We start from the raw sequence: 25,658 nt of genomic DNA on the forward strand, positions 1-25,658 counted from the left end.
AGGTATAGCAAGCCCGCGCAACGAGGGAAACCGTTGGCTACAGCCGGGCGGCCAGCTCGGTGCCCTGGCGGATCGCCCGCTTGGCGTCGAGTTCGGCGGCGACGGCCGCGCCGCCGATGACATGCGGCTCGATACCGTTGGCCCGCAACGTGTCCGCGAGATCGCAGACCGACTCCTGGCCCGCGCAGATCACCACGTTGTCGACCTCGAGCACCCGGGCACCCGATCGTTTCGGCCCGAAGCTGATGTGCAGTCCGGCGTCGTCGATGCGCTCGTAGTTGACGCCCGACAGTTGTTCGACACCTTTGGCTTTGAGCGACGCGCGGTGCACCCAGCCCGATGTTTTGCCGAGCCGGCGACCCTGCGGGCCCTTCGTGCGCTGCAGCAGATAGACCCGGCGCGCGGCCGGTGCGGGGATCGGCGTGGTCAGCGCGCCGCGGGCCTCTTGCGGGTCGGTCGCACCCCACTCGGCCTTCCATTCCTTCAAGTTCAGTGTCGGCGACTCGTCGGTCACGAGAAGTTCGCTGACGTCGAAACCGATACCGCCGGCACCGATCACGGCGACCGACTTGCCCACCGTCCCACCGACGATCGCCTCGGCGTAGGACAGCACCTTCGGGTGGTCGATGCCCGGGATGTCGGGAAACCGCGGGCGCACACCGGTCGCCAGCACGACCTCGTCGAAACCCGCCAGCTCGTCGACCCCCGCGCGGGTGCGCAAGCGCAGGTCGACGCCGTGCTTGTCGAGCATCCGGGTGTAGTACCGGATCGTCTCGGCGAACTCCTCCTTGCCGGGAATCCTTCTCGCCAGATCGAATTGACCGCCGATCGTCGCGCCCGCCTCGAACAGGGTCACGCGGTGGCCCCGTTGCGCAGCGGCGACGGCCGCAGCCAGTCCGGCGGGGCCCGCCCCGACGACCGCCACCCGCTTGGCGCGGCGCGTCGGACCCAGCACCAATTTCGTCTCGTGTCCGGCGCGCGGGTTGAGCAGACACGACACCGTCTTGTGGGCGAACGCGTGATCCAGGCAGGCCTGGTTGCACGCGATGCAGGTGTTGATCTCGTCGGCCGCGTCGGCCTCGGCCTTGCGCACCCAGTCCGGATCGGCCAGCAGCGGCCGCGCCATCGAGATCAGCTGCACCTGACCCTCGGCCAGGATCTGTTCGGCGGCCTCGGGCATGTTGATCCGGTTCGAGGCGACGACGGGGATGGCGACGTGCTCGGCGACCGCGTTGCTGATGTCGACGAACGCGCTGTTGGGAACCGACGTGACGATCGTCGGCACCCGCGCCTCGTGCCAGCCGATGCCGGTGTTGAGCAACGTCGCACCGGCAGCCTCGACTTCGGTTGCCAGCGCGACGATTTCGTCCCAGCTCTGGCCGTCCTCGACGTAGTCGGCCATCGACATCCGGTAGCAGATGATGAAGTCGTCGCCCACCGCGGCGCGGGTGCGGCGCACGATCTCGACCGGGAACCGTCGGCGCTTCTGCGGCGAGGGTCCCCATGCGTCGTTTCGTTTGTTCGTGCGCGGCGCCAGGAACTGATTGAGCAGATAGCCCTCACTGCCCATGATCTCGACGCCGTCGTAACCGGCTTCGCGCGCCAGCGTCGCGCACCGCACGAAGTCGTCGATGGTGCCCTCGACATCGCGCAGCGCTCGCGGGCGGAACGGGTTGATGGGCGCCTTGATCGACGACGCGCTGACCGAGAACGGGTGGTACGCATAGCGTCCGGCGTGCAGCACCTGCAAGAGGATCTTGCCGTCGGCGTCGTGGACCGCGTCCGTGATCGCACGGTGCCTACGCGCCTCCGCCGACGAGACCAGTTGTGCGGCGAACGGCAGCAGCCAGCCGGTCCGGTTCGGCGCGTAGCCACCCGTGATGATCAGGCCGACGCCGCCGCGGGCGCGTTCGGCGAAATAGGCCGCCAGCCGGTCGGTGTCGCGGGCGCGGTCCTCCAGGCCGGTGTGCATCGAACCCATCACCACCCGGTTGCGCAGCGCGGTGAAGCCGAGATCCAGCGGCGACAACAGATGCGGATAGCTCATCGGTCCTCCTCGAGCGCCGCGGCGACCTCGTCGAGCCAGTCGATCGCGCTCTCTTCGGCGCGGATACCGCCGCGCAGCACCAGGTACTGATGCAATGCGGCGCCGCGCAGCGCGCGTGGGTCGGGGAATTGACGCTTCTCGAACTCGCGGTAGGTGTCGAGCAACTCCGCGCGTTCCACGCGCAACGCCGCGACCTGGCGGCGCACGGCGGCGACGTCACCGAACCTCGCGCCACGCACCTTCACGGCGAGGTCCCGGGTGCGGGTGTCGGCGACGCTGCCGCCCCGGCCGGTCAGCGGTGCGGCGATCCACCGGGCCAACTCGGCGCGTCCGGCGTCGGAGACGGTGTAGACCTTCTTGTCCGGCCTGCCCTGCTGCACGACCGGGGTGACGTGCACCCAGCCGTCGTCCTCCATCGTGCGCAGCGTGCGGTAGATCTGCTGGTGCGTAGCCGCCCAGAAGTAGCCGATGGACCGGTCGAACCGGCGCGCGAGCTCGTAGCCGCTGCCCGACTGTTCGGCGAGCGCCACCAGGATGGCGTGGGGGAGAGCCACCGCCGAAGCCTAGGTCGCACGGCGTCCATATGCAACTTGTTGCACTGCAATGACATGCATAGGGGTGTCTCACTAGGAACCTGTATGTGCGACGTTTAGTATCAGTAACCACGCGCCACCCTTAACCGGGGTTGCGCGGGAAGTTAGGGCACACTGAGGCGACCGTCCAGGTAGCGACCACGGATACTTGCGGCCGAGTTCAGTTGCTCACCCGTACGGCAGCCCACCGGTCAGGAGATCGAGGAGACCTTGAGGAGAACACAGTGACGTACGTCATTGCCGAACCCTGCGTCGACGTCAAAGACAAGGCGTGCATCGAGGAGTGCCCCGTCGACTGCATCTACGAGGGTGCCCGCATGCTCTACATCCACCCCGATGAGTGTGTGGACTGCGGCGCCTGCGAACCGGTGTGCCCGGTCGAGGCCATCTACTACGAGGACGACGTCCCCGACCAGTGGAGCAGCTACACCCAGAACAACGCCGATTTCTTCGCTGAACTCGGCTCGCCGGGTGGGGCGTCGAAGGTCGGCCAGACCGACAACGACCCGGAGGCCGTCAAGAGCCTGCCGCCGCAAGGTGAGGACTGACAACGGCTCGCACGAAGCCGCGTCAGCCCCGTAGCGCGTCGCTGCCGGTGTTCCCCTGGGACACCTTGGCCGACGTGACCGCGGTCGCCCGTTCGCACCCCGACGGCATCGTCGATCTGTCGGTGGGGACGCCGGTCGACCCGGTCGCGCCGGTGATCCGCGACGCGCTGGCCGCCGCGAGTTTCTCGCCCGGCTATCCGACCACCGCGGGGACGCCGGACCTGCGCAGGTCGGCGGTCGACGCGCTGGAGCGCCGATACGGCATCACCGGATTGTCCGAGGACGCGGTGCTGCCGGTCATCGGCACCAAGGAGCTGATCGCCTGGCTGCCGACGCTGCTCGGGCTGGGTCCCGACGATCTGGTCGTCGTGCCCGAACTCGCCTATCCGACATACGAAGTCGGTGCACGGCTGGCCGGCGCGCAGATCGTGCTCGCCGACTCGTTGACGCAATTGGGTCCGCGTACCCCCGCGTTGGTCTACCTCAACTCGCCGAGCAATCCGACCGGCAAGGTGCTCGGCGTGGACCACCTGCGCAAGGTGGTCGGCTGGGCGCGTGAGCGCGGCGTCGTGGTGGCTTCCGACGAGTGCTACCTCGGGCTGGGCTGGGACGCCGAACCGCTGTCGGTGCTGCACCCGTCGGTCAGCGACGGCGACCACACCGGGTTGCTGGCCATCCACTCGCTGTCGAAGACCTCGTCGCTGGCCGGGTACCGGGCCGGGTTCGTGGCGGGCGATCCCGCGGTCGTCGCCGAGTTGCTGGCGGTGCGCAAGCACGCCGGGATGATGGTGCCCACCCCCGTGCAGGCCGCGATGGTGGCCGCGCTCAAGGACGACGAGCACGAGCGCGAACAACGGGCCCGCTACGCCAAACGCCGTGAACTGCTGCTGCCCGCCCTGCAGTCGGCCGGGTTGACCGTCGACGACTCCGAGGCGGGGCTGTACCTGTGGGCCACCCGCGGCGAACCGTGCCGCGACACCCTGGCCTGGCTGGCCCAGCGCGGCATCCTCGTCGCGCCGGGGGAGTTCTACGGCCCCCGCGGCACCAAGCATGTCCGGGTGGCGTTGACCGCGACCGACGAGCGGATCGCCGCGGCGGTCGAGAGGCTGACGGCCTAGGAGGCGGTCGCCCGCAGCCCCAGCGCCAGCACCAACCGGTCGTCGGGGTCGGCCAGCGAGGTCGACAACAGCTTCTCGATGCGACGCACCCGGTAGCGCACCGTGTTCGGGTGCACATGCAGCAGCTGCGCGACGGCGGCGATGTCGCCGAACCCGTCGAGGTAGGCCGACAGCGTCTCGGCGAGCATCGGATCCTGTTCGCGCAGTTGACGAATCCGCGGATCGACCAGTCGCGGGTCGCCGGCGACGCGCGCCACGATCTCGTCCAGCAGCACAGTCGTCCGGGCGTCGTCGAGCGCGGTGACGGACCCGAACGCTTGCGGGTGCCGGGCGGCGCTGTCGAACACGCGGTCCACCTCGGCGCGCGCGGTCGCGGCGGCGGCCAGCCCGGCGACCGGGGCGGCGACCACCGCGCGCAACGTGCGGCCGAGTTCGCATTCCAGGCTGGCGACGACACCGCGGACCCACGACATCACCGTCGACGGCGCGCCGGACTTCGGCAGCAGCACATAGACCCGTTCGCCGATCGTCGCGACCTGCGCATCGGTCCGAAACGCACTGGCCGACAGCGCGATCACATCCTGCGGCGCACGTCCGTCGGGATCCACGAAACCGACCACCGCGCCACGACCGTCGGCATCGATCCCCAACTCCGCTGCGACGGCACCGATGTCGACGTCCTCGCCGGCCAGGCCGAGCAGCTGCTGCACCCGCACGGCATGGCTGGACGGCGTCGCCGACAGCCGCGCCATGATCCTGGCCGCCAGCACTGCCCCGCCGCGCAAGACCTGTTCGGCGTCGTCGGTCAGCGGCGCCGAACCTTGTTGCAGCCAAATCATTCCCGCGAACCTGGCCCGCCGGGAATCGGCTGTCGCGGGTAGGTGGATGCCGACGGCCAGCCGCGGCCGCAGCCCCAGTTCGGGCCGCGCGGCGACGCGCACCACCTCGCCGCCGGCGCGCAGCGCGTCGAAGATGCCCTCCCGTCCGATCCATGCGAGATGTTCGGGTGGGCCGGCGCGACCCAGGATGGTGAGCCGGCGCAGGTCGTCGGCCTCGTTACTGGACGCCGAGTACGCGAGCACATGCGACCCCTCGTCCTCGATGCTGATCATCCCGCGGGTGCGGTCGGCGATCGACTGCGCGAGCCCGAACAAGTCGGTGCCGGGATCGTGATGCGGGTCGTCGCGGTCGCCGTGGTGCTCGAAGGCGTGGTTCACCAACCGGTACAGCGACTCCCACCGGGCCCGCGGTTCGACGGCCACGACCGCGGTGCCCAGCGCGACCGCGCGCCGCACGGCGGCATCCGACGGTTCCTTGACGAAGATCGCGGCGGGGATCCGGCCGGTGCCGGCGGTCTGCTGTTCGAGCCAGCGCACCGCGTCCGTATCGGTGACCCCGAGCAGAAAGAACACATCGGCCGAGCCGGGGCCGACCGCCAGGCCCAACCGGACGTCGTCGGCGTCGACCAGGGCCGCCGACCCGACCGGCAGGTCCAACCCGCGCGGCGCCTCGACCAGCGTCACCATGGTCCGGTCGAGGGCCAGCAGCAACTGGCCGAGACCCAGACCGGTGCCCATCGCGGTACTCCTTTGTTCAAACCGACTATAGAGTGCATTGCGCGTTGTCGGATCGGCTATCGGTCGGTGAGTGGGGACGGCCCATCATCGGTACATGGATGCCGTCACCGATGTGCCCCTGCCCACCAACGAGCCCGTCCACGACTACACACCCGGTTCGGGGGAGCGCACCCGCCTGCTCGAGGCGCTGTCCTCGGTCGCCCCCGAACCCGTCGATCTGCCCCACGTCATCGGCGGCCGCCGCCGCGTCGGCGGCGGTGAGCCCGTCGACGTCGTGCAACCGCACCGCCACGCCGCTCGGCTGGGCACGCTGCGCAACGCGACCCACGCCGACGCCGCCGCCGCCGTCGACGCCGCGATCGCCGCGAAGGCGGACTGGGAGGCCACCCCGTTCGACGAACGCGCCGCGATCTTCCTGCGCGCCGCCGATCTGCTCGCCGGACCCTGGCGCGAAAAGCTGTGCGCCGCGACGATGCTCGGTCAATCCAAGTCCGTATATCAGGCCGAGATCGACGCCGCCTGCGAGCTGATCGACTTCTGGCGGTTCAACGTCGCGTTCGCGCGCACGATCCTGGCGCAACAGCCCGTCAGCGTGCGCGGCGTCTGGAACCGGACCGACTACCGCCCGCTCGAAGGATTCGTCTACGCCGTCACGCCGTTCAACTTCACCGCGATCGCGGGCAACCTGCCGACGGCGCCGGCGCTGATGGGCAACACGGTGATCTGGAAGCCGTCGCCGACGCAGACCTTCGCGGCGCACCTGACCATGCAGTTGCTCGAACAGGCCGGTCTGCCGCCCGGGGTGATCAACATGCTCACCGGTGACGGCAGAGCGGTTTCCGATGTGGCACTGACGGATCCACGGCTGGCCGGCATCCACTTCACGGGCTCCACGACGACGTTCCAGCATCTCTGGCGTGAAGTCGGCACCGGCATCGACCGCTATCACACCTACCCGCGGCTGGTCGGCGAGACCGGCGGCAAGGACTTCATCGTCGCGCATGCCAGCGCGCGACCGGACGTGCTGCGCACGGCGCTGATCCGCGGCGCGTTCGACTACCAGGGCCAGAAGTGCTCGGCGGCCTCGCGAGCGTTCATCCCGCGGTCGGTCTGGCAGCAGATGGGCGACGACTTCCTCTCCGCGACCGAGGCGTTGACCTACGGCGACGTCACCGACCTGTCCAACTTCGGGGGAGCGCTGATCGACGAGCGGGCGTTCGCCAAGAACGTCGACGCGATCGAACGCGCCAAGAACGCCAACGTGACGATCGCTGTCGGCGGCGAATACGACGACAGCGAGGGCTATTTCGTGCAGCCGACGGTCCTGCTGTCCGACGATCCGCGTGACGACGCGTTCTGCACCGAGTACTTCGGACCGATCCTGGCCGTGCACGTCTACCCCGACGACGAGTACGACCGCATCCTCGACGTCGTCGACACCGGGGCCAAGTACGCCCTGACCGGAGCGGTGATCGCCGACGACCGTGCGGCGGTGTTGGCCGCCGAGCGGCGGCTGCGCCATGCCGCGGGCAACTTCTACGTCAACGACAAGCCGACCGGCGCGGTGGTCGGACAGCAGCCGTTCGGCGGGTCGCGCGCCTCGGGCACCAACGACAAGGCGGGATCGGCGCTGAACCTGCTTCGATGGACGTCGGCCCGGTCGATCAAGGAGACCTTCGTCCCGCCCACCGAGCACGCCTACCCCCACATGGCGCGATGAGCGGCCTGTTCGCGCGGGTGGCGCGGCCGCTGATCCTGTCGGCGAGCCGGCGTGACGGTCTGCGCCGGACCGCCGAGCGGCTGCCGGTCACGCGGGAGGTCGTGCACCGGTTCGTGCCGGGGGACACGGTCGCTGACGCCCTGACTGCCGTTGCCCGACTGCGGGATTCGCACCGGCTGGTGTCGGTCGACGTCCTCGGAGAGGACGTGACCGACGTCGAGGACGCGAACCGCAACGTCGACACCTACCTGGAACTGCTCGACGGGCTGGCCGGCCGCGCCGAGGGTCCGGGAGCCGTGCCCACGCTCGAGGTGTCGGTGAAGCTGTCGGCGCTCGGGCAGGCGCTGGGCAGGGACGGGGAGAAGATCGCGCTGGACAATGCCCGCGCGATCTGCGAGCGCGCGCTGCGTGCAGGTGTTTGGGTGACGGTCGACGCCGAGGACCACACCACCACCGATTCGACGCTGTCGGTGGTGCGGGAGTTGCACGCCGACTTCGACTGGGTGGGAACGGTTCTGCAGGCCTACCTCAAGCGCACGCCCGCGGATTGTGAACAGTTCGCGCACACCCGGATCCGATTGTGCAAGGGCGCCTACGACGAACCGGCGTCGGTCGCCTACCGGGAACCGGCCGAGATCACCGACTCCTATCTGCGGTGTCTTCGGACGCTGATTGCGGGTGACGGCTACCCGATGGTCGCCTCCCACGACCCGGTGATCGTCGCCGCCGTGCCGGCGCTGGCGGCCGAATTCGACCGGGGCAGCGACCGTTACGAGTACCAGATGCTCTACGGCATCCGCGACGCCGAGCAGCGCAGGCTCACCGATGCGGGGAGCTCCGTGCGGGTCTACGTTCCGTTCGGGACGCAGTGGTACGGATACCTCGTGCGCAGGCTGGCCGAACGTCCCGCGAACCTGATGTTCTTCCTGCGGGCGCTGCTGGACCGGCCGGCGGGTTAGACCGGGCGCGCGCCGACCGGCATCACCACGGTGCCGCGGCAGGCACCGGCCAGGATCTCGGTGCGCCAGGTCCCGAACAGGGTGCCGTCGATGTCGGGGGCATAGAACACCCGCGAGCGGGCCGGGGCGTATTCGCTGGGCACGCCGTCACCGCGGAAGCACTCCCACTGCCAGTTGTAGGCGTACTGCCAGCGCGCGCCGTCCCAGGTGTAGCGAACCGGCTGGGGGATCGTGGGATTGGTGGGTGCGGGCCCGTCGACGACGGTCGCCACGCACAGCCCCGCCGAGCAGTCGGTCGCCAGCGTGTACACCGCGCTGAAGTCAGGCTCGGCCTGCGCGGCGGCGATACTCGTGCCCATCTTGTCCGATGCGTAGGTGATGATCTGGTAACGCCCGTTCCACGCGGGGTTCGCCGCACCCGCCGCAGGCAGCGCCGACAGACCGGCGGCCACTGCGCAGACCAGGCCGACCAGTGTGCAGGTCAGACGGCGGACAGACATGCTCCGCAGCGTATTTGGCCGGACCGTCAAAAGCGTCACGACACGGTTTGCCGACGGCTACGAGACCATCACGGATTCGTATCGGCGAACGAATGGTGCTCGTGGGTGACGACCCACCGGCCGTCGCGTTTGCGCAGCCCGATCGTCAGGCGGAGCAGGAGTTCGGGATGGGCGGCCAGATAATCCGGTTTGCCACAACGCAGTAGCGCCCGCGCCGCGATGTGGTGGCGCTCGTCGTCATGGTCGGCTCACGCGGGGCGAGAAGATGCGGAAGGTGTTGTCCTCCGGATCGCGGAAGACGACCCAGTGCAGGCCGTCCTCCTCGTGATCACTCACCCGCGCGGCACCCACCGACTGGACCCGGTCGGCGTGCTCGGACCACGCGGGGCCGCCGTCGAAGTCGATCATCAGGCGGTTGCGCCCGGTGCCCAACTCCGCGGCCGGGCGCGCTTGGAACATCCACGTCACCCCACCGTCGTCGAGGCCGATCGTCGCGAACTCCACTGTCGGATTCTCGTCGACCGGACGGTTGAGCACGCTCGACCAGAAGTCCGCCAGCGCCGCGGCGTCACGGCAGTCGAACGAGTACATGCCGATGCGCATGGTTTCTGGTGCGGTCATCATCACTCTCCAGTAATCGCTGATGCGTCATAGGTGAAGACCGGACAGCGCAGCCGAACTCATCGCACAGGGCTAAAGACCTGACAGCAACAGCAGCGTCCACGCGGCCATCGACTGGGCGTCGGTGATCACACCGTCGCGCATCATCTGCTCCATCTGGGCGCGATCGAACCAGGCGCTGTGCATGTCCTGCTCCTCGTGCTCACGTTCATGCTCACCCTCGGTGATGCCGGTCGCGAGGAACACCCAGCCGCGCTGACTGCTCATCCCCGGGGCCACGTCGAGCTGACCGAGCCGGTCCAGGCGCTCCGCGCGCAACCCGGTCTCCTCGCGCAGTTCCTGCGCGGCGAGGTCGGCGGGTTCGAGTTCGCGGCCGCCGGGCGCGGTGCCCTGCGGGAACTCCCATCGTCGCAGGCCGATCGGGTAGCGGTACTGCTCGACCAGCGCGAACCGGTCGCCGTCGCGGGGTATCACCAGCGCGTACGTGGGTTTCTCGACGACCGCGTAGACGCCGCCGCTGCCGTCCGGCCGCCGGATGTCGTCCTCACGCAGCGCCATCCACGGGTTCCGGTAGACCTCGCGCGAGGCGAGCCGCTCAATGTCTGTCACGCGCCAAGTATCGCCGAGGCCGCTGTGGGTAACCTCGCTCATTATGTTGCTGGCTTCACTGAACCCCGCCGCGGTTGCCGGCGGCGCCGACATCGGGGACGCGGTGCGCATCGACGGCGCGGTGCTCTCGCGCAGCGATCTGGTCGGCGCTGCGACCTCGGTGGCCGAACGGGTGGCCGGCGCCGGCCGGGTCGCGGTGCTGGCCACGCCGACCGTCTCGACGGTGCTGGCGGTGACGGGCTGTCTGATCGCGGGTGTTCCCGTCGTCCCGGTGCCCGCCGACGTCGGCACCGCCGAGCGCAGGCACATCCTGACCGACTCCGGCGCGCAGGCGTGGCTCGGGGACAAGCCGACCGAAACCGAGGGGCTGCCGCACGTCCCGGTCCGGGTGCACGCGCGCTCGTGGCACCGCTACGCCGAACCGCCCGCCGACGCACCGGCGCTGATCATCTACACCTCCGGAACCACGGGGGCGCCCAAGGGCGTCGTGGTGAGCCGGGCGGCCATCGCCGCCGACATCGACGCGCTCGCCGAGGCGTGGCAGTGGACGCCCGACGACACGTTGGTGCACGGGCTGCCGCTGTACCACGTGCACGGCCTGGTACTCGGCCTGCTCGGCTCGCTGCGGATCGGAAACCGATTCGTGCACACCGGAAGACCGACACCGGAGAACTACGCCGCGGCCGGCGGGTCGTTGTACTTCGGGGTCCCGACGGTGTGGTCGCGGGTGGCCGACGATCAGGCATCGGCGTCCGCGCTCGCGTCGGCGCGCCTGCTGGTCTCCGGTAGCGCGCCGCTCCCGGTGCCGGTGTTCGACAAGGTCGCCGCGCTGACCGGGCACCGACCGATCGAACGGTACGGGTCGACCGAATCGCTGATCACGATCAGCACCCGCGCCGACGGCGAACGTCGGCCCGGCTGGGTGGGTCTGCCGGTGGCCGGCGTGCAGACCCGGCTGGTCGGCGAAAACGGCGGTGCCGTCGCGTACGACGGGGAAACCATTGGGCGGCTGCAGGTTCGGGGAGCCACGCTGTTCGACGGATACCTCAACCGGCCCGATGCCACCGCCGAGGTGTTCGAGCCCGACGGCTGGTATCGCACCGGTGACGTGGCGGTCATCGACGCCGACGGCATGCACCGCATCGTCGGCCGCGAATCGGTCGACTTGATCAAGACCGGTGGCTTCCGGGTCGGCGCCGGCGAGATCGAGACGGCGCTGCTGGGACACCCGGGTGTGCGGGAAGCCGCGGTGGTCGGGCTGCCGGACGAGGATCTGGGTCAGCGCATCGTGGCGTTCATCGTCGGCGATGCTGAACCCCAGGCGCTCGTCGACTATGTGGCACAGGAGCTTTCGGTGCACAAGCGACCGCGCGAGGTGCGCATCGTCGACGCGCTGCCGCGCAACGCCATGGGTAAGGTGCTCAAGAAGGAGTTGGCACGGTGACACTGACGTTCGACGAGATCTGCATCGACGCCCACGATGCGAGCGCACTGGGCGTGTGGTGGTCGAAGGTGCTCGGCTGGCCGCACGACGTCGATGACGACGGCGACGTGGTGCTGCACGCGCCGCCGGGTGCCGGACCGAACTGGCTGTTCCTCGCGGTGCCCGACGACAAGGTGGTCAAGAACCGCATCCACTTCGACTTCCGCCCCGACGACCAGCAGGCCGAGGTCGAGCGCGTGGTCGGTCTCGGTGCGCGGCACGTCGACATCGGCCAGGGCGACGAGTCCTGGGTGGTGCTCGCCGACCCGGAGGGCAACGAATTCTGCATCCTCGCCGCCGACGATTGACCACCCCACTTTCTGCACGAGCGAGCGCGCTCGTCGCATTGTCAGCGTGCGCGCTCGTCGCGTGCGCGCCGACCGAGGCGCCGGCGTACGCCACCGCCGTCGGTCAGGAACCGCTGAGCATCGGGCCGGCCGCGCAGGACACCCTCGGCGGCTGGTTGCCCGACGACACGACACTGAGCCCGTTCGACGTGTCGAATCCGATTGTCGGCTGGCTCGATCCGGCACTTCTGAAAGCGGTGCAGGACGCATCGCGAGCCGCCGAGGCGGTCGGTGTGGAGATGCGGATCAACTCGGGCTGGCGGACCAGGGGTTTTCAGCAACGGCTCTTCGACGACGGAGTACGAACCTACGGAAGCGTCGACGCCGCAAGGAAATTGGTCGCCTCACCGCAGACCTCGAACCACGTCACCGGCAAGGCTGTCGACATCGCGCCCGTCGAGGCGGACCGATGGCTGATCGCCAACGGGCGCAAGTTCGGGCTGTGTCAGATCTACGCCAACGAGATCTGGCACTTCGAGCTGGCGGCGGTCGACGGTCGCTGCCCGCCGCTGAAGCCGAACGCGACGGGTTGAGCAACCGCGCTAGGTCGCCTCGCGTCGCGCCTGCGGATACAGGCAGCCCAGGTGCTGCGAACCCGGGCCGTTCTGCCACGGCATCCAGTCGTCCCAGCACGCACCCATCGCCGAACTCAGCGCGATCGTCACGGCGTAACTCGGTGCCTCGACTTCGGGTTCCGCCGGCTGGACCACCTCCCCGTCGACGACGTTGATGACCGCGACGAACGGCCCGTCGCCCTGCCTGCCCTGCGAGACGAAGTACACGAACGTGTCCTGGCCGACGAAGCCCTTGTTCGGGACGTAGGTGAACGACCCGTCCGTGTTCAACTGCAGCGTGCCGTTGGCCGGTTTCTCCTCCAGATGCACGGTCCAGTCGCGGTACTTCGGGTCGCGCAGGCCGTTGCCGACGGAGACCGTCAGCGTGGTGCCCCTGCCGACGGCGTAGGTGCGGTCCGGGTGCTCGACGCCGCCGCGGCCCTGGACCTCCACTGTCACCGTGCCCACGTGGCCGACGCCGAAGCCGTCGACGACGGTGTAGTCGAAGCTGTCGACGCCGGTGAACCCGGCGTTCGGGGTGTAGGTCAGCTGGCCGGTCGACGTGATGACGACCGTTCCGTGCAGCGGTTTGCCGGCCGATGTGAGCTTGAGCCCGTTGGAGTCGTCGTCGTTCTTCAGCACGTCGATGGTGACCGGGGTGTCGACCGGGGTGACCGCGGTGTCGGCGACGGCGACGGGCGCCTTCTCCGGCGCCCGGATGTTGACGACGACGGTGGCGGTGCTGCTGTTGCCTGCCGAGTCGGTCACGGTGTAGCTGAACTTGTCGGTGACCATCTTGTCGCCGTCGATCAGGTGCGGTGTGTAGGTGATGGAGCCCTCGGGATACTCCCTCGCCTCGCCGTAGCCCGGCTTGGAGATGTCGGTGATCCACATCGCGTCGCCGTCGGGGTCGACCGCTGACTCGAGCACGCGGATCTCGAGCGCCTTGCCGTATTCGACTGTGTACGTCGCACTCTCGACGTGCGGCGGCTGGTTCTCGACGTCGGCTGCGAGCGGTTCGCGCTGGACTTCGCGGCGCGTCCACCCCAGCACGGTCCACAGCAGCGGGGACGGCGCCGGCTCCTCGGGAACCGGCAGCTCGGGCGGCGCGGTCTCCGTCGTCACGGTCCTGGTCACCGTGACCGGCTCGGTCCCGACGGTCGACTGCTGCTCCTCGGCTGCCGTCGGTCGCACCGGCTTGCTCAGTGGATCACGTTTCTGGACAACGGTTCTTGCGCTGACGGTGCCCGTCGGTCGAACCTCGGACTCGTCAAGCGGGCGGATGCCGCCGGAGCTGCGGTAGTTCATCTTCGGCGCCGAAGGGGGTTGCGTCGCTTGGGATGCGTCGGTTGCCTCGGCCCCGCTGTCGACGGCCGACGGGGATTCCGCGGGGGCAGACGCCGACGGGCCCGTCGGATTGTCGGTGCTCGACGGGTTCGAACTCGACGACGTATCCGCCGTGGGGTCCGAGTCGTCGGCATGGGCGACACCGGCACCCGTCGCGGTGGCCACCGCCGCGCCCACGCCCAGTGCAACCGCGAGGGCGCCGATGCGTCCGACGTGACGGGCGTAGGACCCGTGGACCGGAACCGCACGATGTCTGCCTGATCTCTGCATGCCGTCTGCGCCCTCCGCTTCGGTTTCGATGCGAACACCGAAAACTTACGACAGGGTCAATTAAGACGGGCAGCAAATCAAGATATTTCTGCGTGCAAGTATCCGCGCTGCGGGCGCCCACACCCCACGATCGCACGCGCATACAAATTGCTGATTCAGCAAGGCAATACGCGCGGAACCGGCGCGTGCACGAAGCACCCGCGGCAAAGTCGACCAAGGAAGCGAACACAGTCGGCAAAATTGTTTGCTGTACTCGCTAGTTCGTGTGCGTCACCGAGACTGGCGGATCCGCACGCTCGCGCAACTGAGGGGTCGGTCAGTTCTGGTGCAGCGCCTCGTTGAGGGTGATGCCCGTGCCGTCGCGCTTGACCACCTCGACGGCACCGGACAGCGAATTGCGCCGGAACAACAGGTTGTTGGCGCCCGACAGCTCCTTGGCCTTGACGGTCTTGCCGTCGGAGGTCTGCACCTTGGTCCCCGCGGTGACATACAAGCCCGCCTCGACGACACAGTCGTCGCCCAGCGAAATGCCCAGCCCGGCATTGGCGCCCAACAGGCAACGCTTGCCGATGGAGATGACCTCGGTGCCGCCGCCGGACAGCGTGCCCATGATCGACGCGCCGCCACCGACATCGGAGCCGTCGCCGACGACGACGCCCGCCGAGATGCGGCCCTCCACCATCGAGTTGCCCAGCGTGCCCGCGTTGTAGTTCACGAAGCCCTCGTGCATGACCGTCGTGCCCGCCGCCAGATGCGCACCCAGCCGGACACGGTCGGCGTCGGCCACCCGCACGCCGGTCGGCATCACGTAGTCGACCATCCGCGGGAACTTGTCGACGCCGTAGACCGTCACCGGGCCCCGCCGGCGCAGCCGCGCGCGGACCGTCTCGAAGCCCTCCACCGCGCACGGGCCGTGATTGGTCCACACCACGTTGGTCAGCACGCCGAAGAACCCGTCGGCGTTCAGGCCGTGCGGCACGACCAGCCGGTGGGACAGCAGGTGCAGCCGCAGATACGCGTCGTAGGCGTCGACGGCCTTGTCGTCCAGTGACGAGATCACGGTCCGCACGGCGACGATGTCGACCCCGCGGTCCTCGTCGCGGCCGGTCAGCGCGCCCAGTTCCTCGGGCACCTCGGCGACCGACAGCCGGACCGTGCCCGACGGGTCACCGTCCGCGTTCAGTTCCGGCGCGGGGAACCACGTGTCGAGGACCGATCCGTCAGCGGCGATCGTCGCCAGCCCAATACCAGCAGCAGAAGTCACGGCCGTAAGACTAACGTCAGCCGGGTGAGCCTTGATCTGCACGGTGATCCGGTCGCGCTGACGGCGGCCCTCGTCGACATCCCCAGCGAGTCCCGTCACGAGAAGCGCATCGCCGACGAGATCGAGGCCGCCCTGCGCGAACAGACCGATTTCGAGGTGATCCGCAACGGCGACGCCGTGCTGGCCCGCACCAACCTGGGCAAGCCGTCGCGGGTCATGCTCGCCGGCCACATCGACACCGTGCCGGCCGCCGACAATCTGCCCAGCCGCCTCGCAGACGGCGAACTGCACGGTTGTGGCACCTCGGACATGAAGGCCGGCGACGCGGTGTTTCTGCACCTGGCTGCCACCGTGACCGAGCCCGCCCACGACCTGACGCTGGTGATGTACGACTGCGAGGAGATCGAGGCGTCGGCCAACGGGCTCAACCGCATCGAGAAGGAGCTGCCCGACTGGCTGCGCGCCGACGTCGCGATCCTCGGCGAACCCTCCGGCGGCTACATCGAGGCCGGCTGCCAGGGCACGCTGCGGGTGGTGGTCAGCGCCTCGGGCACCCGCGCCCACTCGGCCCGATCCTGGCTGGGCGACAACGCGATTCACAAACTCGGCCACGTCCTGGACCGGCTCTCGTCGTACCGGGCGCGCAGCGTGGACATCGACGGCTGCACCTACCGCGAAGGGCTGTCCGCGGTGCGCATCGACGGCGGGATCGCCGGCAACGTCATCCCCGACGCGGCGTCGGTGACGGTCAACTTCCGGTTCGCGCCCGACCGCAGCGTCGACGACGCGCTGGCGCATGTCCGCGAGGTCCTCGACGGGCTCGACGTGAGCATCGAACTGACCGACGCGGCCGCGGGCGCACTGCCCGGGCTGTCCCAACCGGCCGCCGCCGCGCTCGTCGAGGCCGCGGGTGGGCAGGTCCGGGCCAAGTACGGCTGGACCGACGTGTCGCGCTTCGCCGCGCTCGGCATCCCCGCGGTGAACTACGGGCCCGGCGACCCCAACCTCGCGCACCGCGTCGACGAGCGCGTCGAGGTCGACAAGATCACCGCCGCCACGGCGATGCTGCGCCGCTATTTAACCGGTTGACGTCGCACCTACCCTGGATTCATGCGGTGAGACGACGACTCGTGTGCCCCTTGTCGTCTAGTTTCGGGAGAGCTCCCGCATGTCTTCGATCGTCGTTTCTCAGCTGTCCTTTTCGTGGCCCGATGACACCCCGCTGTTCGACGGACTGACCTTCACCGTCGGCGACGGCCGCACCGGACTGGTCGCACCCAACGGGGCAGGCAAGAGTGCGCTGCTCAGGCTGATCGCCGGTGAGCTGCGGCCCACCGCGGGCACCGTCGTCGTCGACGGCACGCTCGGCTACCTGCCGCAGTCGCTGCCGTACGACGCGCACCGCAGCGTCGCCGAAATCCTGGGCATCGCGGCGGTCGTCGACGCGCTGAATGCGTTGGCCGACGGTGACACCCGCGACGAGGTGTTCACCGCGATCGGCGACGACTGGGACGTCGAGGAACGCGCGCGGGCCCAGCTGGACCGGCTCGGGCTGGCGCATGTCGCGCTCGACCGGCCGCTCGGCACGCTCTCCGGCGGTGAGGTCGTCACCATCGGCCTGGCCGGCCAACTCCTCAAACGGCCCGGCGTGCTGCTGCTCGACGAGCCGACCAACAACCTCGACAGCCACGCGCGGCACCGTCTGCACCTCGCCCTCGACGACTTCACCGGATGCCTGCTGGTGGTCAGCCACGACCGCGCCCTGCTCGACCGGATGGACCGCATCGCCGAACTGCGCCGCGGCGAGATCCTCTCGTACGGCGGCAATTACACGATGTACACCGAGGCGGTGGCAGATGCGCAGCGCGTCGCCGAAGGCAACCTCAGAAGCGCCGAGCAGGAACTGAGACGCCAGAAGCGCGAACAGCAGCAGGCCCGCGAACGCGCGGCGCGGCGCGCAAGCACCGCGGCGCGCACACTCAAGGACGCCGGCCTACCCAAGATCGTCGCCGGCGCCAGGAAACGGCGCGCGCAGGAGTCGGGGGGCCGCGTCGACGGCGTCAACGCCGCCCGCGTCGACGATGCGAAGGCCCGCCTCGACGATGCGGAAAAGGCGCTGCGCGACGACGACGTCCTGGTCCTCGACCTGCCCGACACCGCGGTCCCCGCCGGCCGTGACGTGTTGAGCTGCACCGGATTACGCGCCATCCGCGGCGGGCGGTTGCTGTTCTCCGGCGTCGACCTGTCGGTGCGCGGGCCCGAACGGATCGCGCTGACCGGTCGCAACGGGTCCGGCAAGTCGACGCTGCTGCGGATCCTCAGCGGCGAGCAGGACCCCGACGGCGGTTCGGTGCGCCGCGCCGACGGGCGCATCGCGTACCTGTCGCAACGCCTCGACCTGCTCGACCCGGACCGCACGGTCGGTCAAAGCCTGGCCGCCGCCGCCCCGAGCCTCTCGCACACCCGCCGGATGCACCTGCTCGCGCAGTTCCTGTTCCACGGTGAGCGCCTCGAACTGCCGGTCGCGGCGCTGTCGGGCGGCGAACGGCTGCGCGCGACGCTGGCATGCGTGCTTTACGCCGAACCGGCACCGCACCTGCTGCTGCTCGACGAGCCGACCAACAACCTCGACCTGGTCAGCGTCGGACAGCTGCAGTCGGCGCTCAACAGCTACCGTGGCGCGTTCCTGGTGGTCAGCCACGACGACCGGTTCCTCACCGAGATCGGGGTGCAGCGCCGGATGGAGCTGTCCGGCGGACGGCTGCACGACGCGCCGGTGCCCTGATCACCCCGGAATTAGTGCACCGGCGGTGCTCGGACGCACGGTAAATTTGACACTCGTAGCGTGTCGTCGAGGGGGTCGCGTCCATGGGAATCCAGCCCGATTCCAGCCCGTACGGTGGTCAGACCGTCACGGGTCCCGGCTGGCCGAACGTCGACGAGGAGATGCTGGCGTCCGCGGCGGCCGAATACGAGGCGCTGGCCGCCAAGATCAGCGGCACCCTGGTACCCCAGCAGCAGGGCCAGTTGATGAAGCTGACCGACTCCTGGGAAGGCGCCGGGTCGCTCGCCGCGGCCGGTGAGGCCAGCACGATCATCGGCGGCCACGAGGCCAACGCCGCGCACGCCGCCGCGATCGCGGCCAAGCTGCGGGCCATGGAGGCCACCGTCGTCAAGACGAAGATGCTGGCCAACACCATCGCCCAGGAGACCCAGCACGAGTGCGAGGCGATCGCGGCGATGCCGTTCAGCAACGCGCAGGAGCTGGTGCAGAGCCGCGTCAAGATGGGCCTGTCGCAGAACATCGCGAACGTCACCACCAACACCACCGAACTGGCCAACACCCTCGGTGTGCCGCCGAGCATCCCGTTCCTCGGCGCCCCGCCGGTGCCCGGCGCCAAAGAAGCGCAGGACAGCGGCGAAGAGGCGACCAAGCAGGCCGCCGACGGCTCGCAGCAGGGCATGCAGATGATGGGTCAGATGGCGTCGATGGCGATGCAGCTGCCCATGCAGATCGGGCAGTCGCTGATGCAGCTGCCGCAGCAGATGGGCCAGCAGTTGCAGCAGCTCACCCAGCCCCTGCAGCAGCTGACGTCGATGTTCGGATCGGGCGGCAAGGCCGACGCGATGGGCGCGGCGGGGATGCCGTTCTCGTCGTTCTCGAACCATCCGCTGGCCGGCGGGTCCGGCGCCGGCGGCGGGTCGGGGATGGTGAAGGCGGCGTCGCTGCCCGGCTCCGGCGGAGTTCCCCTGCAGACGCCGCAGATGGCCAACCTGGTCGGCAGCAAGGCGGTCAGCACCGCACCTGCCGAGGGCGCGGCGGCCGGCGCGACGACGGTTGGCGGCGCCGCCCCGATGGCCGGTGGCGGCGGGATGGGCGGCATGGCCCCGATGATGGGTCAGCGCGGCACGTCCGGCGGTACGACGGCGGGCCTGGCCGTGCCCGCGCCGCTGGAGTACGACCTCGCCGAAGACGACGTCGACGACGACTGGTGACGGAGAGTAGCGATGAGTGGTAGCCCGCTGAAGAAACCCGAGGGCATCAACTGGAACGCCGCGGCAGTCGAATTGCCGCCGGTACCAACGCTTCCCGCGGGACAAGACGCGATGAGTGCGACGATATCGGCGGTGCTGCCGACGCTGGCCGCGCAGTTGACCGCCAATGTCGCCGCGCTGTCGGCCAAGGAGAACACCTTCTCCGGCAAGGTGGGCGCCGCGCAGGTGGCGTACCAGAACTCCGACGACGCCGGGTCGCAGTCGGTCGGCCAGGTGGTCGGGATGCTCGGCCAGCTCGGGCAGCAGGCGGGCCAGATGGGGCAGATGGCCGGTGCGCCCGCACAGGCGGCCGGCGGGGGCGCCGGCATGTTCGGCTCACTGATCCAGCAGGCCATGCAGGGCGCGCAGTCGGCGGGCGGGCAGTCGGGTGCCGGCCAGGGGACCGGCGGCGGAGCCCCGGCGGGCGCGGGCGCGCCTGCGGGTGCACCTCCGGGTGCCGCCGCCGCCGCGCCGGGTCAGCGCGACGACGCGCAGGACCGCGTCGAAACCCGCGACGGGGAGTCCGAGCGGGACCGCGAGGAACGCCAGCCGCTGCACCGGGCCGACGACACCCCGTGGTCCGGGGCGGCCGGCCCCGAGCGCAGCGAACCGGGCAGCGGAACCGCACCGGTCACGCCGCCGGTCCAGCGCGACGACGAGGCCACCCGCAACCTGTAACTCAGCGCGGGTCGCCCTGCGGCCGGGTCTGCGCGGGCTGCGGCCGCTGCGGTTCGACGGGTGCCTCCGGAGCCCGCCCCGCCTGGGTCGACTCACCGGGCGCGGCGCCACTCGGAACCGGCTCGCGAGTCGGCGGTTCGGGACGATCGCGCCGTTCCTCCTCGGCAATGCGCTCGGCCTCGCGGTCCGGTTCCGCCTCGTCGGCCGCGCCGCTCTGCGCGGCCTGCTGCACACCCTGCATGATCTGCTGCGGAACCTGTTGCAGCCCTTGCGCAAGACCCTGCAGCGGGGCGGCGATCGAACCGACGAGCGCCCCGACCTGTCCGCCGACCTGACCGACGATCTGGCCGAGCACGTCGGCGCCGCCACCGGCAGCCGGAGTGGCCGCAGCGCCGGTGCCTGCCGCACCCGCGCCGGAAGATCCGCCCGCGGCCGTGCCGGGAGACGCACCGGTGGCCCCGGCCTCCTGGGTTTGCAGCGCATCCGCGGCGGCGCGCAGCTTGTCGGCGCCCTCGCGATCGCCGCGCTCGTACAGTTCGGCGGCCTTCTGCAGGAGCCCGGCGATCGTCGTGCTCGATGTCGCGGTGGCCTGCATGGTGCCCTGCCTGCTGCCCAACGCCCCTGACAGTGCGGAGCTCACCGCCGCGGCGATGGTGCCGTGACTGGTCTGCACGCCGGCGGCTTCCGGTGCGGCGGCGCCCATCACCGACGACAGCGCCGCCGACACCTGGTCGTGGATCTGCGCGTACGACCGCACCCCGTCGGTCTGCACGTAGAGCTGGTTCATCGCTACCTCCGTAGCTCAGAGTCTAGGGCCGCGAAACCGGGGCCCCCGACACCAGTTTCAGCGCTGCGCCTGCGCGGCGGCGTCCTCGGCGGCGCGCCGGAAACCACCGTCGGAGTAGCGCTGAGACACCTCGGCCAACGCCGCGGCGTCCCTGGCGAGCAGCGCCTGGCCGTGCGACAACGCCAACTGTCCGAGAGCACAGTCGCATTCGGCGCCGACCCGGGCGATCGCGTCGAGCGCCCGTGCGTCGCCCAGCCGGACCGCGTCCATCAGCGCACGCAGTGCCACCGCGCGTTGGCCGCCGCGTTCGGCGCTGCGGACGGCGTCGCGCGCCGCCGCCACCGCGCCGTGCTCGTCGCGGCGCGCCGACATCGTCCACGCCCGTGCAAGGGCCAATTCGGGAGCGAACAGCATCGACTTCAACCCGTGCCGAGATTCCGCCCGAGCCAACGCTTTTCCGGCCTCGACCGTCGCGCCGAGCTGGCCGAGCGCCTGCGCCAGCAGCATCCAGGCCAGTGGGCCCCACGAGTAACCGGTCGGTGTCAGCGCGGTCGCGGCGTGCCGCAGCAGGCGCACCGCCTCGTCGAGCTCGCCGCGGGCGATCAGCACATCGGCCACCAGCACCTCGCCGATCGCGCGGCCGGGCTGCTGTAGCTGGGCCAGATCGGCGAGCCGCTGCGCGAGTTCCTGCGCCCGGTCCAGTCGCCCGGCCATCACCAGCGCGGTGGTCTGCCCGTAACCGCTGGTGAACCGCAGCAGCCCGGGATGCCCGGCGGCGATCGCGCGGTCGGCGAACGGGTCGACGTCGGTGAACCGGCCGGTGCGCGCCGAGCTCAGCGCCGCCGCGGCCGCCGCCCAGCCGACCGCGGTGTCGTCGGCGGCCGGCGAAGCCAGCACGTCGCCGGCGATCTCGAGCGCCCGCGCCGGGTTGCCCGCGTTCATCGCGAACGTCGCCGACAGGGCGTCCAGCGTGGTGTGCGCGGTCGGCGATGAGACCCGGTTGCGCGTCGCGCGCAGGAACGCGGTGGCGCGCTCGGGCTCCGAGAGCATCCAGAACTGGTTGGCCGCGCGCGGCAGCGCCCACGCCATCAGCTCGGTGTCCGACAGCGACGCGGTGTCGACCTCGTCGAGCACCGCGTCGGCCTCGCGACCGCGGCCCTGCCAGGCCAGCGCGTAGGCCAACGTCAGCCGTGTCGACAGCTGCGGTGCATGCTGCAGCGCGGCGCGGGCGAGGCGTTCGCTGAGCACCAGATCGCCGAGGCGCAGCGCCTCGGCGGCCGAGGCGGCCAGGTCGGCAGACGGTTGGGGGCTGTCGCTGTCGAGCGCGAGCACCGCGACGCGCAGCCGCCCGATCACGCCGAGCGTGGGCCGTCCGGCGAGCAGGTCGACGAGCTCACCACGCAGCCGCCGTAACTCGGGACCGCCCAGCGCGTCTCGCACCGCGTCGGCGAACAGCGGGTGCGCAGGCCGCAGCCGGTCGTCGTCCACGACGACCGCGCCCTCGGCGACCGCCTCCTCGACCGCCGCGCGCCCGACGAGCGCCTCGATCTCCGCGAGCGGCAGCGGGTCGTCGACCGCCAGGTACGACAGCACGCGGTGCGCGTCCGCGGGCAGCGCCGCGACGAACTCCTCGACCAGGGTCGCCAGCCTGCTGTCGTCATGGCCGGGCGGCGAGAGCTCCACCCGCTCGAGCAGCCCGTCATCCCACAGCCGCGAAATGTCCTCGGACACCACGCCGTTGGGCGCGACCGTGAGAATCAGCGTCGCGGCGCCGCTGACCGCCAGCTGATGCACCAGCGCCGCGGACAGCGTGTCGAGCAGGTGTGCGTCGTCGACGACGAGCAGCCGGCCGTCGCCCAGGGCGTCCCGGGCGGTCTGCAGCACGTCGGCGGTCTTGCCGCTGTCGGGCACCTCGATCAGATGGCTGACCGCCGCGAACGGCACCGCGGCCATCGGCGTCGTCGCGCGCACCCAGTCCGCCCGCGGATAGCCCGCCCCGAACCGCTCGACCGCCATGCGCGCCAGCGTCGACTTGCCCACACCGGCCGGCCCGATCAGCACGGCTCCGGCCCGCTTGTGCAGCCCGGCCTCGATCACCTCGAGTGCCGGTTCGGGCGGCGAGATGACCCACTCAATCGGCACCGCCGGAGTCTATGGCAGTTTGTGCTCGTGTCCGGCGAAACCGACCGCCAGTGGGCGGTGTGTGTGTACTGCGCGTCGGGTCCGACGCACCCCGAGTTGCTGGCCCTGGCCGCCGAGGTCGGCAGCGCCATCGCCGACCGGAACTGGTCGCTGGTGTCCGGCGGCGGGAACGTCTCGGCGATGGGCGCGCTCGCGGAGGCGGCCAGGAGCCGCGGCGGGCACACCGTCGGGGTGATCCCCAAGGCGCTGGTGCACCGCGAGGTCGCCGACGTCGACGCCGACGAACTCGTCGTCACCGACACCATGCGCGAACGCAAACAGGTGATGGAGGACCGCGCCGACGCGTTCATCGCGCTGCCCGGCGGCATCGGCACCCTCGAGGAACTGTTCGAGGCCTGGACAGCGGGCTATTTGGGTATGCATGACAAGCCGGTGGTGCTGCTCGACCCGGTCGGGCATTACGACGGGCTACTGGTCTGGTTGCGCGGTCTGGTCGACGGCGGGTACGTCGCCCAGGCCGCGCTCGACCGCCTGATCGTCGTCACGGATGTCGAGTCGGCGCTGGCGGCGAGTGCACCGCGCCGTGACCGTGATCACTAGGGTGTTGCGACAAACGAACAGCGGAGGGACGAACGCGACATGACCGATCAGAAGTCTGGAACCCGCAGCAGCGTCGGGTTACTGGACATCGCCGCCCAGGTGCCCGGGCTGATCCTCGACGTGCCGACGATCCTGCGCGGCGTGGTCACCGGTTTCGGTGCCCGACCGTCGGCCAAGACGTCGATCGGCAAGGTGTTCCAGGAACGCGCCGCCCGCCACGCCGACAAACTGTTCCTCAGGTTCGGCGACGAGCGGATCACCTATCGCGAGGCCAACGAGACGGTCAACCGCTACGCCGCGGTGCTGGCGGCCAAGGGCGTCGGGCACGGCGACGTCGTCGGCATCATGTTGCGCAACAGCCCGGAGTCGGTGCTGCTGATGCTCGCGACGGTCAAGTGCGGCGCCGTCGCCGGCATGATCAACTACCACCAGCGCGGCGACGTCCTCGACCACAGCCTTGGGCTGCTCAAGGCCACCGTCGTCGTCGCCGACACCGACTTCGTCGAACCGATCACCGAGTCCGGCGCCGACACCGACGGGCTCATCACCGTCGACGAGATGAAGCGGCTGGCCGCCACCGCACCCACGACCAACCCGGCGACGGCGTCGGCGGTGCTGGCCAAGGACAAGGCGTTCTACATCTTCACCTCCGGCACCACCGGGATGCCGAAGGCCAGCGTGATGACGCACTACCGCTGGCTGCGGGCGCTGGCCGGCTTCGGCGGTATGGGCATGCGGTTGACCAGCAACGACACCCTGTACTGCTGCCTGCCGCTGTACCACAACAACGCGCTGACGGTCGCCCTGTCCTCGGTGCTGAACTCGGGTGCGACGCTGGCGCTGGGCAAGTCGTTCTCGGCGTCGAAGTTCTGGGACGACGTCATCCGCTACGACGCGACCGCGTTCGTCTACATCGGCGAGATCTGCACCTACCTGCTCAACCAGCCGCCCAAGGACACCGACCGCAAACACAAGGTGCGGGTCATCGGCGGCAACGGCCTGCGCCCGGCGATCTGGGACGACTTCACCGAGCGGTTCGGCATCGACCGGGTCTGCGAGTTCTACGCGGCCAGCGAGGGCAACACCGCGTTCGTCAACTTCTTCAACCTCGACAAGACCACCGGCATCTGCCCGACGCCGGTGGCGTTCGTCGAGTACGACCCCGACAGCGGCGACCCGCTGCGCGACGACAAGGGCCGGGTCAAGAAGGTCAAGAGCGGCGAGCCCGGACTGCTGCTGTCGAAGGTGAGCAACTTCCAGCCGTTCGACGGCTACACCGACGAGAAAGAGTCGGAAAAGAAGTTGGTGCGCAACGCTTTCCGCGACGGCGACGTGTGGTTCAACACCGGCGACCTGATGCGGTCGCAGGGGTTCGGGCACGCGGCGTTCACCGACCGGCTCGGCGACACGTTCCGGTGGAAGGGCGAGAACGTGGCCACCACCGAGGTGGAGGCCGCGCTGTCGACCGATCCTCAGATCGAGGAGGCCACGGTGTTCGGCGTCGAGGTCGAGGGCGCCGGCGGGCGCGCCGGCATGGCGGCCATCCAGCTCAAGGAGGGCGAGGAGTTCGACGGCAAGGCGCTGGCCAAGGCCGCCTACGACAAGCTGCCCGGCTACGCGGTGCCGCTGTTCGTGCGGGTGGTCAAGGAGTTGGCGCACACCTCGACGTTCAAGAGCCAGAAGGGCGACCTGCGCAAGGAGGGCTACGGCGGCACCACCGGCGAGGGCGACGAGGACGCGGGTTCGATCGAGGACCCGATCTACGTGCTGGCCGGCCGCGACGAGGGCTACGTCGAGTTCTACGACGAGTACCCGCAGGAAGTCGCCGACGGCAAGAAGCCCAAGAGCTGAGCTCTCGC

At 70.0% G+C, this 25,658-nt stretch carries 24 protein-coding genes; 13 read left to right on the forward strand and 11 right to left on the reverse strand.

Going from position 1 to position 25,658, the window contains the following annotated elements; all coding sequences use genetic code 11:
- Positions 1–37 precede the first annotated feature (37 nt).
- Positions 38–2,047: an NADPH-dependent 2,4-dienoyl-CoA reductase gene (locus tag BLW81_RS14370; protein ID WP_083407738.1), complete on the reverse strand. Its 2,010-nt coding sequence runs from the start codon at positions 2,045–2,047 to the stop codon at positions 38–40.
- Positions 2,044–2,601 (reverse strand): PadR family transcriptional regulator, encoded by a 558-nt coding sequence (locus BLW81_RS14375; RefSeq protein WP_083407739.1) that lies wholly within the window; start codon positions 2,599–2,601, stop codon positions 2,044–2,046. The genes BLW81_RS14370 and BLW81_RS14375 overlap by 4 nt, the downstream gene beginning before the upstream one ends.
- A 263-nt stretch (positions 2,602–2,864) precedes the next feature.
- Between BLW81_RS14375 and fdxA the strand changes: the two genes are divergently transcribed.
- A complete protein-coding gene (fdxA, locus tag BLW81_RS14380; protein ID WP_083407740.1) occupies positions 2,865–3,188 on the forward strand; it encodes a ferredoxin in 324 nt (107 codons plus the stop codon).
- On the forward strand, positions 3,185–4,306 hold the full coding sequence (gene dapC / locus BLW81_RS14385; RefSeq protein ID WP_083407741.1) for a succinyldiaminopimelate transaminase: 1,122 nt from the start codon (positions 3,185–3,187) through the stop codon (positions 4,304–4,306). The genes fdxA and dapC overlap by 4 nt, the downstream gene beginning before the upstream one ends.
- On the opposite strand, the gene BLW81_RS14390 is transcribed toward dapC, so the two are convergent.
- Positions 4,303–5,883 (reverse strand): PucR family transcriptional regulator, encoded by a 1,581-nt coding sequence (locus tag BLW81_RS14390; protein ID WP_083407742.1) that lies wholly within the window; start codon positions 5,881–5,883, stop codon positions 4,303–4,305. The two genes, dapC and BLW81_RS14390, sit on opposite strands and share 4 nt — an antisense overlap.
- 94 nt (positions 5,884–5,977) lie before the next feature.
- Here BLW81_RS14390 and pruA point away from each other — a divergent pair, with 94 nt between their 5' ends.
- Complete coding sequence (gene pruA / locus BLW81_RS14395) at positions 5,978–7,603, forward strand: L-glutamate gamma-semialdehyde dehydrogenase (protein ID WP_083407743.1); 1,626 nt, start codon at positions 5,978–5,980, stop codon at positions 7,601–7,603.
- Positions 7,600–8,562 carry a proline dehydrogenase family protein gene (locus tag BLW81_RS14400; RefSeq protein ID WP_083407744.1) on the forward strand — a complete coding sequence of 321 codons (963 nt, stop codon included), beginning with the start codon at positions 7,600–7,602 and terminating at the stop codon, positions 8,560–8,562. Before pruA ends, BLW81_RS14400 begins: the two co-directional genes overlap by 4 nt.
- Here the strand turns inward: BLW81_RS14400 and BLW81_RS14405 are convergent.
- The 4 genes from BLW81_RS14405 to BLW81_RS14420 form a co-directional block, all read right to left on the reverse strand.
- Entirely contained in the window at positions 8,559–9,062 is a 504-nt protein-coding gene (locus tag BLW81_RS14405) for an Rv2253 family sensor-like surface protein (RefSeq protein WP_197680372.1), read from the reverse strand. The two genes, BLW81_RS14400 and BLW81_RS14405, sit on opposite strands and share 4 nt — an antisense overlap.
- A 68-nt stretch (positions 9,063–9,130) precedes the next feature.
- Positions 9,131–9,283, reverse strand: coding sequence for a nuclear transport factor 2 family protein (locus tag BLW81_RS29775; RefSeq protein ID WP_220096833.1), 153 nt, complete (start codon positions 9,281–9,283; stop codon positions 9,131–9,133).
- A 16-nt stretch (positions 9,284–9,299) separates the two neighbouring features.
- Positions 9,300–9,683: a VOC family protein gene (locus BLW81_RS14415; protein WP_157897699.1), complete on the reverse strand. Its 384-nt coding sequence runs from the start codon at positions 9,681–9,683 to the stop codon at positions 9,300–9,302.
- A gap of 72 nt (positions 9,684–9,755) precedes the next feature.
- The gene (locus BLW81_RS14420; protein ID WP_456093746.1) at positions 9,756–10,241 is read right to left on the reverse strand and encodes an NUDIX domain-containing protein; all 486 of its coding nucleotides are present in this window, start codon (positions 10,239–10,241) and stop codon (positions 9,756–9,758) included.
- Between the two features lie 94 nt (positions 10,242–10,335).
- On the opposite strand from BLW81_RS14420, the gene BLW81_RS14425 reads away from it, so the two are divergent.
- From BLW81_RS14425 to BLW81_RS14435, 3 genes are read left to right on the forward strand one after another with little or no spacing between them, the layout of a single operon-like run.
- Entirely contained in the window at positions 10,336–11,736 is a 1,401-nt protein-coding gene (locus tag BLW81_RS14425; protein ID WP_083407747.1) for an acyl-CoA synthetase, read from the forward strand.
- Positions 11,733–12,083, forward strand: coding sequence for a VOC family protein (locus tag BLW81_RS14430; RefSeq protein ID WP_083407748.1), 351 nt, complete (start codon positions 11,733–11,735; stop codon positions 12,081–12,083). The genes BLW81_RS14425 and BLW81_RS14430 overlap by 4 nt, the downstream gene beginning before the upstream one ends.
- A 38-nt stretch (positions 12,084–12,121) precedes the next feature.
- Entirely contained in the window at positions 12,122–12,655 is a 534-nt protein-coding gene (locus BLW81_RS14435) for a M15 family metallopeptidase (protein WP_235632276.1), read from the forward strand.
- Positions 12,656–12,664: 9 nt separating this feature from the next.
- On the opposite strand, the gene BLW81_RS14440 is transcribed toward BLW81_RS14435, so the two are convergent.
- Positions 12,665–14,293 (reverse strand): Ig-like domain-containing protein, encoded by a 1,629-nt coding sequence (locus tag BLW81_RS14440; RefSeq protein ID WP_083407750.1) that lies wholly within the window; start codon positions 14,291–14,293, stop codon positions 12,665–12,667.
- A gap of 316 nt (positions 14,294–14,609) precedes the next feature.
- On the reverse strand, positions 14,610–15,557 hold the full coding sequence (dapD, locus tag BLW81_RS14445) for a 2,3,4,5-tetrahydropyridine-2,6-dicarboxylate N-succinyltransferase (protein ID WP_083407751.1): 948 nt from the start codon (positions 15,555–15,557) through the stop codon (positions 14,610–14,612).
- A 24-nt stretch (positions 15,558–15,581) separates the two neighbouring features.
- Here dapD and dapE point away from each other — a divergent pair, with 24 nt between their 5' ends.
- From dapE to BLW81_RS14465, 4 genes are all read left to right on the forward strand, one after another.
- Positions 15,582–16,646: a succinyl-diaminopimelate desuccinylase gene (gene dapE, locus BLW81_RS14450; protein ID WP_083407752.1), complete on the forward strand. Its 1,065-nt coding sequence runs from the start codon at positions 15,582–15,584 to the stop codon at positions 16,644–16,646.
- A 79-nt stretch (positions 16,647–16,725) separates the two neighbouring features.
- Positions 16,726–18,342, forward strand: a complete 1,617-nt coding sequence (locus tag BLW81_RS14455) for an ABC-F family ATP-binding cassette domain-containing protein (RefSeq protein ID WP_083407753.1) — start codon at positions 16,726–16,728, stop codon at positions 18,340–18,342.
- A gap of 83 nt (positions 18,343–18,425) precedes the next feature.
- Entirely contained in the window at positions 18,426–19,553 is a 1,128-nt protein-coding gene (locus BLW81_RS14460; protein ID WP_083407754.1) for a hypothetical protein, read from the forward strand.
- 12 nt (positions 19,554–19,565) lie between these two features.
- Positions 19,566–20,270 (forward strand): hypothetical protein, encoded by a 705-nt coding sequence (locus tag BLW81_RS14465; protein ID WP_083407755.1) that lies wholly within the window; start codon positions 19,566–19,568, stop codon positions 20,268–20,270.
- A gap of 1 nt (position 20,271) precedes the next feature.
- Here BLW81_RS14465 and BLW81_RS14470 read toward each other — a convergent pair whose 3' ends face one another.
- Both BLW81_RS14470 and BLW81_RS14475 read right to left on the reverse strand, forming a co-directional pair.
- A complete protein-coding gene (locus BLW81_RS14470; protein ID WP_083407756.1) occupies positions 20,272–21,057 on the reverse strand; it encodes an ESX-1 secretion-associated protein in 786 nt (261 codons plus the stop codon).
- A gap of 57 nt (positions 21,058–21,114) precedes the next feature.
- A complete protein-coding gene (locus BLW81_RS14475) occupies positions 21,115–23,199 on the reverse strand; it encodes an ATP-binding protein (RefSeq protein ID WP_083407757.1) in 2,085 nt (694 codons plus the stop codon).
- A gap of 27 nt (positions 23,200–23,226) precedes the next feature.
- Between BLW81_RS14475 and BLW81_RS14480 the strand changes: the two genes are divergently transcribed.
- Together BLW81_RS14480 and fadD6 are read left to right on the forward strand one after the other, a co-directional pair.
- A complete protein-coding gene (locus tag BLW81_RS14480; protein ID WP_083410548.1) occupies positions 23,227–23,799 on the forward strand; it encodes a cytokinin riboside 5'-monophosphate phosphoribohydrolase in 573 nt (190 codons plus the stop codon).
- Between the two features lie 39 nt (positions 23,800–23,838).
- Positions 23,839–25,650 (forward strand): long-chain-acyl-CoA synthetase FadD6, encoded by a 1,812-nt coding sequence (gene fadD6, locus BLW81_RS14485; protein WP_083407758.1) that lies wholly within the window; start codon positions 23,839–23,841, stop codon positions 25,648–25,650.
- Positions 25,651–25,658: the final 8 nt, after the last annotated feature.

The sequence above is a fragment of the Mycolicibacterium rutilum genome (assembly GCF_900108565.1).
GTDB classification, from domain to species: domain Bacteria; phylum Actinomycetota; class Actinomycetes; order Mycobacteriales; family Mycobacteriaceae; genus Mycobacterium; species Mycobacterium rutilum.

Coding starts and splice junctions, on each gene's coding strand:
- BLW81_RS14420 (WP_456093746.1), bottom strand. CDS start 10,241: ATGGCGCTGCGTGAGGACGACATCCGGCGGCCGGACGGCAGCGGCGGC.
- BLW81_RS14455 (WP_083407753.1), top strand. CDS start 16,726: ATGTCTTCGATCGTCGTTTCTCAGCTGTCCTTTTCGTGGCCCGATGAC.
- BLW81_RS14400 (WP_083407744.1), top strand. CDS start 7,600: ATGAGCGGCCTGTTCGCGCGGGTGGCGCGGCCGCTGATCCTGTCGGCG.
- BLW81_RS14415 (WP_157897699.1), bottom strand. CDS start 9,683: ATGACCGCACCAGAAACCATGCGCATCGGCATGTACTCGTTCGACTGC.
- BLW81_RS14460 (WP_083407754.1), top strand. CDS start 18,426: ATGGGAATCCAGCCCGATTCCAGCCCGTACGGTGGTCAGACCGTCACG.
- BLW81_RS14440 (WP_083407750.1), bottom strand. CDS start 14,293: ATGCAGAGATCAGGCAGACATCGTGCGGTTCCGGTCCACGGGTCCTAC.
- BLW81_RS14470 (WP_083407756.1), bottom strand. CDS start 21,057: ATGAACCAGCTCTACGTGCAGACCGACGGGGTGCGGTCGTACGCGCAG.
- BLW81_RS14425 (WP_083407747.1), top strand. CDS start 10,336: ATGTTGCTGGCTTCACTGAACCCCGCCGCGGTTGCCGGCGGCGCCGAC.
- BLW81_RS14465 (WP_083407755.1), top strand. CDS start 19,566: ATGAGTGGTAGCCCGCTGAAGAAACCCGAGGGCATCAACTGGAACGCC.
- pruA (WP_083407743.1), top strand. CDS start 5,978: ATGGATGCCGTCACCGATGTGCCCCTGCCCACCAACGAGCCCGTCCAC.
- fadD6 (WP_083407758.1), top strand. CDS start 23,839: ATGACCGATCAGAAGTCTGGAACCCGCAGCAGCGTCGGGTTACTGGAC.
- BLW81_RS14390 (WP_083407742.1), bottom strand. CDS start 5,883: ATGGGCACCGGTCTGGGTCTCGGCCAGTTGCTGCTGGCCCTCGACCGG.
- BLW81_RS14370 (WP_083407738.1), bottom strand. CDS start 2,047: ATGAGCTATCCGCATCTGTTGTCGCCGCTGGATCTCGGCTTCACCGCG.
- BLW81_RS14405 (WP_197680372.1), bottom strand. CDS start 9,062: ATGTCTGTCCGCCGTCTGACCTGCACACTGGTCGGCCTGGTCTGCGCA.